7 protein-coding genes and 1 pseudogene are annotated in these 7,505 nt (G+C 72.2%); 4 read left to right on the top strand and 4 right to left on the bottom strand.

What is annotated here, in order from left to right:
• Positions 1-140: 140 nt before the first annotated feature.
• Entirely contained in the window at positions 141-1,055 is a 915-nt protein-coding gene (locus tag DEIPI_RS0113395; RefSeq protein WP_027482098.1) for an NmrA family NAD(P)-binding protein, read from the bottom strand.
• Between the two features lie 206 nt (positions 1,056-1,261).
• On the opposite strand from DEIPI_RS0113395, the gene DEIPI_RS0113390 reads away from it, so the two are divergent.
• Complete coding sequence (locus tag DEIPI_RS0113390; RefSeq protein ID WP_027482097.1) at positions 1,262-2,251, top strand: ferritin-like domain-containing protein; 990 nt, start codon at positions 1,262-1,264, stop codon at positions 2,249-2,251.
• A 94-nt stretch (positions 2,252-2,345) separates the two neighbouring features.
• Here the strand turns inward: DEIPI_RS0113390 and DEIPI_RS0113385 are convergent, their stop codons facing one another.
• On the bottom strand, positions 2,346-3,869 hold the full coding sequence (locus DEIPI_RS0113385) for a carboxypeptidase M32 (RefSeq protein ID WP_027482096.1): 1,524 nt from the start codon (positions 3,867-3,869) through the stop codon (positions 2,346-2,348).
• Between the two features lie 149 nt (positions 3,870-4,018).
• On the opposite strand from DEIPI_RS0113385, the gene DEIPI_RS0113380 reads away from it, so the two are divergent.
• Genes DEIPI_RS0113380 through DEIPI_RS0113370 form a run of 3 tightly spaced genes read left to right on the top strand, consistent with a single transcriptional unit; the run spans position 4,019 to position 6,770 of the window.
• Complete coding sequence (locus DEIPI_RS0113380; protein ID WP_027482095.1) at positions 4,019-4,978, top strand: hypothetical protein; 960 nt, start codon at positions 4,019-4,021, stop codon at positions 4,976-4,978.
• 60 nt (positions 4,979-5,038) lie between these two features.
• On the top strand, positions 5,039-5,812 hold the full coding sequence (locus DEIPI_RS0113375) for a class I SAM-dependent DNA methyltransferase (RefSeq protein WP_027482094.1): 774 nt from the start codon (positions 5,039-5,041) through the stop codon (positions 5,810-5,812).
• 1 nt (position 5,813) lies between these two features.
• Positions 5,814-6,770 (top strand): NAD(P)H-dependent glycerol-3-phosphate dehydrogenase, encoded by a 957-nt coding sequence (locus tag DEIPI_RS0113370; RefSeq protein ID WP_027482093.1) that lies wholly within the window; start codon positions 5,814-5,816, stop codon positions 6,768-6,770.
• 130 nt (positions 6,771-6,900) lie between these two features.
• Here DEIPI_RS0113370 and DEIPI_RS0113365 read toward each other — a convergent pair whose 3' ends face one another.
• A complete protein-coding gene (locus DEIPI_RS0113365) occupies positions 6,901-7,230 on the bottom strand; it encodes a DUF7716 domain-containing protein (protein WP_027482092.1) in 330 nt (109 codons plus the stop codon).
• Between the two features lie 22 nt (positions 7,231-7,252).
• A pseudogene (locus DEIPI_RS39825) lies at positions 7,253-7,505 on the bottom strand (ribonuclease II); the annotation flags it as partial.

Raw genomic sequence — 7,505 nt, 5'->3', positions numbered from 1 at the left:
CCGCCGACCTCGGGTACTTCGTGGGCTACCGGATCGCGGAGGCGGCCCTCACGCGCGGCGGGCTCACGTGGGCGGACCTGCTCGACGTCCGCGATCCCTTCGCGCTGCTCGCCGCGAGCGGCTACGACCCCGCCTGAAGGTCAGCCCGGCGCTCCCTCGGGCGCGGGAGCGAAGGCCGCCGCGTGAGCGCGCGCCCACTCCTCCAGGCTGGTGAGGCGCACGGGCATCACGCGCAGGGTCTCGGCGAGGTCCACGTGGCTCGACATCCGTTCCGGCTGGCGGTACGCGAGCTCGTACCCGGCGGCGGCGCCGCGTCCCATGCCGGGGAAGACCGCGTCGAGCTTCTCGCCGAACTCGGCGGGTGGCATGGCCCGGAAGCGGACGGGCCGTCCCAGCGCGCGGGAGAAGCGCTCGGCGACCTCCTCGCCGTCGAGCCGTTCGGGTCCGCAGACCTTGAGGTTGAGGTTGGCGAGCTCGGGATGCGCGAAGGCGTGCGCGGCGAACGCGCCGAGGTCCTCCGTGGCGAGCCACTGCATCCTCACGGCGAGCGGGGTGGGGTAGGCGAAGGTGCCGTCCCGCGCGAGCTCCTCGCGGGTCCAGGGACCCAGGAAGTTCTCCATGTACGCGGTGGGCTGCAGGACGACGTAGGGGACGCCGGAGCCCTCGATGGTCTCCAGAACGTCGATGCGCGCGTCGAAGGCGGGGTTGCCGCCGCGTGCGGGCGGGATCTCGCCGCTGGCGTTCCAGACGAGCAGGCGCACGCCCTCCTCGCGGGCGGCGTCCACGACGTGGTGGGCGTAGCGCGGCCCGTCGGTGGGGGAGGGGGTGAAGAAGGGGACGTGCAGGAAGACGCCGTCGGCACCCCGCACGGCCTCGCGCAGGGCGGGGGCGTCGTCGAGGTCGCCGCGCACGACCTCCGCGCCGAGGGCGGCGAGGGGAGCGGCGCGTTCGGGAGCGCGGGTGAGGACGCGGACGCGGTGCCCGGCCTCGACGAGGCGGCGCGCGACGGGGTTGCCCTGGGAGCCGGTGGCGCCCGTGACGAGGATGGTGTTCATGGGTGGTCCTCCTTGAGGTCTTCGAGCCGAGTATCCTCTCATGGGTAACTAAAAGGAAGTAGTTACCCTTCGGTAACTTTCGATGACCTCACTCTCCCGTCTTCATCACCGCTTCACGCAACCTCCGCGCTCCATCCATTCCCGGCTCCCCCGCTTACAAGCCAGGTGGAAGGCCAAATCCATTCCCCACCCCTCGCGGAGGACCCATGAGCAACGATTCGAAGACCGATCTCGCCAAGAACCCCCGCCGTCAGTTCCTCGGCCAGATGGGACTGATGGGCGCCGGCGCCGTCCTCGCGTCCTGCGCGCCCGTCATCGCGCAGCAGCCCAGCAAGCCCGACCTCGACGCGACCATCTTCAACTTCGCCCTCAACCTCGAATACCTCGAGGCGGCCTTCTACCTCGCCGCCGTCGGACGCCTCGGCGAGCTCACCACCGCGGGCGGCGACGCCAGCAAGGTCATCCTGCCCGCGAGCTTCACCGCCGCCGCCAGCAACGGCACCGGCATCAGCGGTCTCTCCCCCGAGGTCCGCGCCTACGCGCAGGAGATCGCCACGGACGAGCTCAACCACGTCAAGGTCATCCGCGCCGTCCTCGGCGCGAACGCCGTCGCCCAGCCCCGCATCGACCTCGGGCCCGCCTTCCAGGCCGCCGGGAGCGCCGCGTCGAGCGGCGCCATCACCGGCTTCGATCCCTTCGCGAACGAACTCTTCTTCCTGCACGGCGCGTTCATCTTCGAGGACGTCGGCGTGAGCGCCTACAAGGGCGCCGCGCGCCTCCTCGTCGACGACAAGGCGGGCGGCAACCTCGAGAACGCCGCCGGCATCCTCGCCGTCGAGGCCTACCACTCCGGCAGCATCCGCACGCTGCTCTACCAGCGCCGCACCCAGCAGGCCGCCGCCGGACTCACCGTCGAGCAGGTCGTGCAGGCCATCAGCAACCTCCGCGACGCCGTCGACGGCACCAGCGACGTCGACCAGGGCATCACCAGCAACGTCGAAGGCAACCCCGCCTACGTCCGCAGCCAGACGAACGCCGCGAACATCGTCCTCGCCGACGGCAACTCCATCGCCTTCAGCCGCACCCCCCGTCAGGTCGCCAACATCGTCTTCCTCGACAACACCGGTCAGAAGACCATGGGCGGCTTCTTCCCCGAAGGCCTCAGCGGCAACTTCTCCGCGATCCTCGCGCTCTGAAGGCCGCGCGGACGCCCGTCGAGACCGGCCTTCCGACGAGCGACCGCACGGGAAGCGGGCCCACCCCCGGGGGTGGGCCCGCTTCCCGTGCGGTTCAGGCGGGCACGGTCACGCCGTACAGTTCCCCGTACTTCCCGCGCAGGTAACGCAGGTAGGGCTCCACGTCCAGCTCGGCGCCCGTCGCGGCGAGCGCCACCTCCGCCGCCGTGCGGCTCCGTCCCAGGCGGTACACGTGCCGGGTCAGCCAGCCGCGCAGCGTCCCGAACTCCCCGCGCGCCACCTCGTCGGGAATGTCCGGATGCGCCCGCCGCGCCGCCTCCCAGAACTGCAGGCTCAGCACGTTCCCCAGCGTGTACCCGTGGAAGGCCCCGCCGATCAGGCCCGCGTGCCAGTGCACGTCCTGCAGCACCCCGTCCGTGTCGCTCGGCGCGCGCACCCCGAGGTCCTGCTCGTAGCGGGCGTGCCACGCGTCCGCGAGGTCACGCACCTCCAGCGTCCCCTCGTGCATCGCGAGCTCCAGCTCGAAACGCAGGATCACGTGCAGGTTGTACGTCAGCTCGTCCGCGTCCGTGCGGATCAGGCTGCGCCGCACTACGTTCACGGCCCGGTAGAGTTCCTCCTCCGTGACGTCCGCGAGCTGCTCGGGGAAGGCGTCGCGCAACCTCGGGAAGTAGTGCTGCCAGAAGCGCGCCCCGCGCCCCACCACGTTCTCCCACAGCCGCGACTGGCTCTCGTGCACCCCCGCCGACGTGCCGCGTGCGAGCGGCAGGCCCTCGAAGGCCGGATCCACGCCCTGCTCGTACATCGCGTGACCCGACTCGTGCAGCGTCGAGAACAACGCCTCCGTCAGGTCCGTCTCCTTCACGCGCGTCGTGATGCGCACGTCGTCCACGCTGAAGCGCGTGCAGAACGGGTGCGCGGTGAGGTCCTGCCGCCCCCGCGAGAAGTCGTACCCGTAGTCCGCGATGACCGCCTCCGCGAAGCGCAACTGGTCCGCCGCGGGATAGTGCCGGTGCAGGAAGTCCGTGCGGGGCTCCGGCGCGGCCGTCACGGTCGCCACGAGCGGCACCAGCGCCTCCCTCAGACGCGCGAACACCTCCCGCACGCGCGCCACGGTCATCCCCTCGTCACTCCCGTCCACGAACACGTCCATCGGGTGGTCGAACTCCGGGAAGAACGCCGCGTACTCCCGGCTGAGCTCCAGCGTGCGCTCCAGCCTCGGGACCATCCCCGCGAAGTCGTTCGCGGGACGCGCCCGCACCCACGCGGAGTACGTCTCGTTCGTGTGCCGCGACATGCGCTCCACGAAGTCCTGCGGGAGCCGCGTCGCCCGGTCGAAGTCACGCCGCGCCACCCGGATCAGCCGCGCCTCGAAGCCGCCCGCGTCGAGGTGCCCGCCGCCCGCCTCCAGCTCGTCGAGAAGCCGACCGAGCCCCGCGTCCGTGGCCTTCTCGTGCCGCAGGCGGCTCAGCAGGCCGCTCTGACGCGCGCGCGCCGCGCCGCCCCCCTCGGGCAGGTACGTGGAGCGGTCCCAGCCCAGCACCGCGCCCACCGACGTGAGGTCCGTGATCTCCGTGAGCCGCGCGCGCAGCTCCGCGAACTTCGTTTCGAAGGACATGCCTCAGGCTATCCCACCGCGCCACGCGGGGAGGGCTGCCATCGGCGTGCCATGCCTCCCCGCCTACCCTGCGCTCAGGACAGGGGAGACGCCGCGAAGCGCGGGCGCCCCCGGACCCCCGAGCCTCTCGCCCCGAAAGGACCACGATCATGTCCATCACGCTGCGCCGCCTCACGCCCGCCCTGCTCATCGGCCTCACGCTCTCGCTCGCCGCCTGCGGCGGCCCCGCCGCGCCGGACGGCTCCACCGGCGGCAACACCGGCGGTGGCAACACCGGCGGCGGGAACACGGGTGGTGGCAGCACCGGCGGCGGCTCGGGCCAGACCTACACCAAGATGGGCTACATCGACGTCAGCGAAACCGTCGTGGGCGCCCGGGTGGACGTCTCCGGCTACGGCGCCTTCTTCACCAGCCAGGCCGTCACCGCGACGGGCAGCAACCCCTACGCCTCGCTCACCGGAACCTGCGTCGTCTCCGACACCACGGGCGGCACGCCCCAGCCCACGCCCGGCACGCCGATCACCTCGCTCGACGCGGGCGACCACATCAGCCTCACCTCGTCCGCCGGCACCTTCGGCGCGCTGCCCCGCCACAGCGGCGCCACCTCCATCGACTACTTCTCCGACGAGAGCGCGCCCCTGCCCGCCACGCTGCCCACCACGGCCCTCACCGCCGACGTGCCCGGCGCGGCGAACGTGCCCGCCATGAAGGTCACGCTGCCCACCGCCAAACGCCTCACGCTCACCGCGCCCGGCGCCGCCTCGAACTACGCCGTCACCCCCGACACCACCTTCACGTGGAGCGAACCCTCCAACGACGCCTCCACCGTCGTCCTGCTGGCCGGCTCCGCCATGTCCGCGAGCAAGGTCGTGGTCTTCGCCTGCTACGCCCCCGACACGGGTTCCTTCGCCTTCCCCGCCGCCGCGAAGCAGGCGCTCGCGGCCAAGGGCTTCACGAGCGGCACGCTCTCCCTCGGCGAGCGCGTCGCGACCGCCACCACCGTCCACGGTGACGTCCTCGTCCAGGCCAGCGTCTCCCGCCTGACCATGTACGGCGCCGACGCCACCGCCGAGGCCGTCCGGACCGCGAGCGCCCTCCGGGCACGCTGAACCCCACGATCCAGGGCGGGGCGGGCCCGGACGGCCCCCCCGCCGCTCTATACTCCCTTCGTGCAGCGCCCCCCCTTCAGCGCCCTCGCCCGCGTCTACGACGCGATCATGGCCGACATCGAGTACGACGGCTGGGCCGAGTTCATCCTCGACTACCTCCGCGCGGAGGGCTGGAAGGCCCACAGCGTCCTCGACCTCGCCTGCGGCACGGGCGCCAGCACCCGGCCCTTCGCGGCGCGCGGCCTGAACGTCACCGGACTCGACCTCAGCGCCGACATGCTCGCGGTCGCCGCGCGCGAACTGCCCGGCGTGACCTTCACGCAGGGCGACCTGCGCGACTTCGAGCTTCATCAGCGTTTCGACCTCGTCACCTGCGTCTTCGACTCCCTCAACAACCTCACCGACCCCTCCGACCTCGGCCGCGCCCTCACGCGCGCTCACGCGCACCTGCGGCCCGGCGGGTTCCTCGTGTTCGACGTGAACACCCGCGCGGGCGTCCGCGACCTCTGGGAGGGCGACGTCATCGAGGGCGTCGCGGACCTCCCCGAGGGCGGCGAGGTGCACTACCACTGGTCGCACCACTACGACGCCGCCCGCGAGATCGGGATCGTGCAGGCCTTCTGCCGCGTCGGCGACGAGGAATTCCTCGAAGTCCACGAGGAACGCGGCTACGATCAGCTCGACCTCGAGCCCCTGCTCGCCGCCGCCGGATTCGGCTCCTGGGAATTCCTGGAGTACCCCGACTACGCCCGCCCCGAGCCCGACGCGACCCGCGTGTGGGTGTTCGCGCGCGCCGCGTGGACGGGCGAGGGCCTTCCCACCCGGAGCGCCTGACGTGGAGCGCGTCCTCGTCCTCGGAGCGGGCGGCTGGGGCACCGCGCTCGCCGTGATGCTCGCCACGCACGCCCGGAACGTCACCCTCTGGGCCCGCCGGGACGACTTCGCCCGCGAGCTCGCCACCACCCGCGAGAACCGCGAGTACCTGCCGGGCGTGACCCTCCCGGCGGGCGTGGACGTCACGAGCGACCTCGGCGTCGCCACGCGCTTCCCCTTCGCGCTCGTCGTGGTGCCCAGCGTCGGCGTCGAGGACCTCCTCGGCGGTCTCCCGCGTGACCTCGGCCTCGTCCTGTGCGCCAAGGGCGTCGCGCGCGACGGACGGCGGCTCACGGACGTCGCGCGCGAGCTCGGCTTCCCACGCGTCGCCGTGCTGTCCGGCCCGAACCACGCCGAGGAGGTCGGACGCGGCCTGCCCGCCGCGAGCGTCGTCGCGAGCGACGACGCGGACTTCGCGCGTGACGTGCAGGACGCCACCATGACCCCGTCGTTCCGGGTGTACACCTCCACCGACCTCGCGGGCGTCGAGCTCGGCGGGGTCCTCAAGAACGTCATGGCGCTCGCGGCGGGCCTCGTGGACGGCTTCGGCTACGGCGACAACGCCAAGGCCGCCCTCATGACGCGCGGCCTGCGCGAGATGCGCCGCTACCTCGTCTCGCAGGGCGCCGACGAGGACACCGTGTACGGCCTCTCCGGCCTCGGGGACCTCATCGCGACCGCCACGAGCCGTCACTCCCGCAACCGCGCCGCCGGGGAACGCATCGCGCGCGGCGAGGACCCCCGGCAGGGCGGCAAGGTCGTCGAGGGCCTGAGGACCGCCGCGCTCCTCGACGACTGGGCCGCCGAGCACGGCCACGACCTGCCCATCGTCCGCGCCGTGCACCGCGTCGTGGAGGGCCGCTGGACTCCCGAGGAGGGCGTGCGGTCCCTCATGGAACGCGAGGCGAAACCGGAATAGGAAAAGGAGGGGACGGCCCCTCGCTCCTGCCTGGGGCGTTCACGCGTCTCTCCAACCTTGGTTGGCTGCGTACGGACCGGAGCGGTCCGGTCCTCCTGCCTGGGCCGTCGACGTGTCTCTCCAGCTTTTGCTACAACCTCTGGAACCTGTCGTTCTCCAGGTAGTACGCGAGCGCCGTCACACGCTCCGCCAGGGTGGGGTGGGCGTGAAGGCGTTCGAGGTCGTGCACGACGGCCTTGAGGTCCGGCAGCGACAGCAGGTACGCGCAGCCGTGCGCGCGCGCGAGGGGCGGCTCGTCCTCCCAGTCGTCGAGGTCGTCGGGATCGGCGATCACGACGACCTCGTTCGCCGCGAGGGGCCGGTCGAGGCGCGCGTACAGCGCGAGGGTGTCCGGCAGGGAGGGCGCCCGCTCCAGGAGGTCCACGAGCGGAAGGGCGACGGGCTCGAAGCCGGACGGCATGGTTCCCTCAGGTTACCGAATTTCAGACCTGTTTTGGCGTCCATCGTGTTGCGAGGTTGGGCAGGTCCACCTCGACGACGCCGAGGGTGAGCGTGTCCCCGATCTCGTGCGGGACGGGCAACGTCACGTCGAGCGCGAGGTCGGGCAGCAGCACCGTCGCGACGGCGCCCCGGCGGTCCACGACGGTCCCCTCGCCCTGCCAGCTCCCGTGGCGGCGCAGGTACACCAGCGTCCAGTGGCGGTTGGAGGCGCGTTCGGCGGCGCGGGTGCCGCTC

It is taken from the genome of Deinococcus pimensis DSM 21231 (genome assembly GCF_000519345.1).
In the GTDB taxonomy this organism is placed as follows: domain Bacteria; phylum Deinococcota; class Deinococci; order Deinococcales; family Deinococcaceae; genus Deinococcus_A; species Deinococcus_A pimensis.
This window is presented reverse-complemented; position numbering and strand designations above follow the sequence as displayed.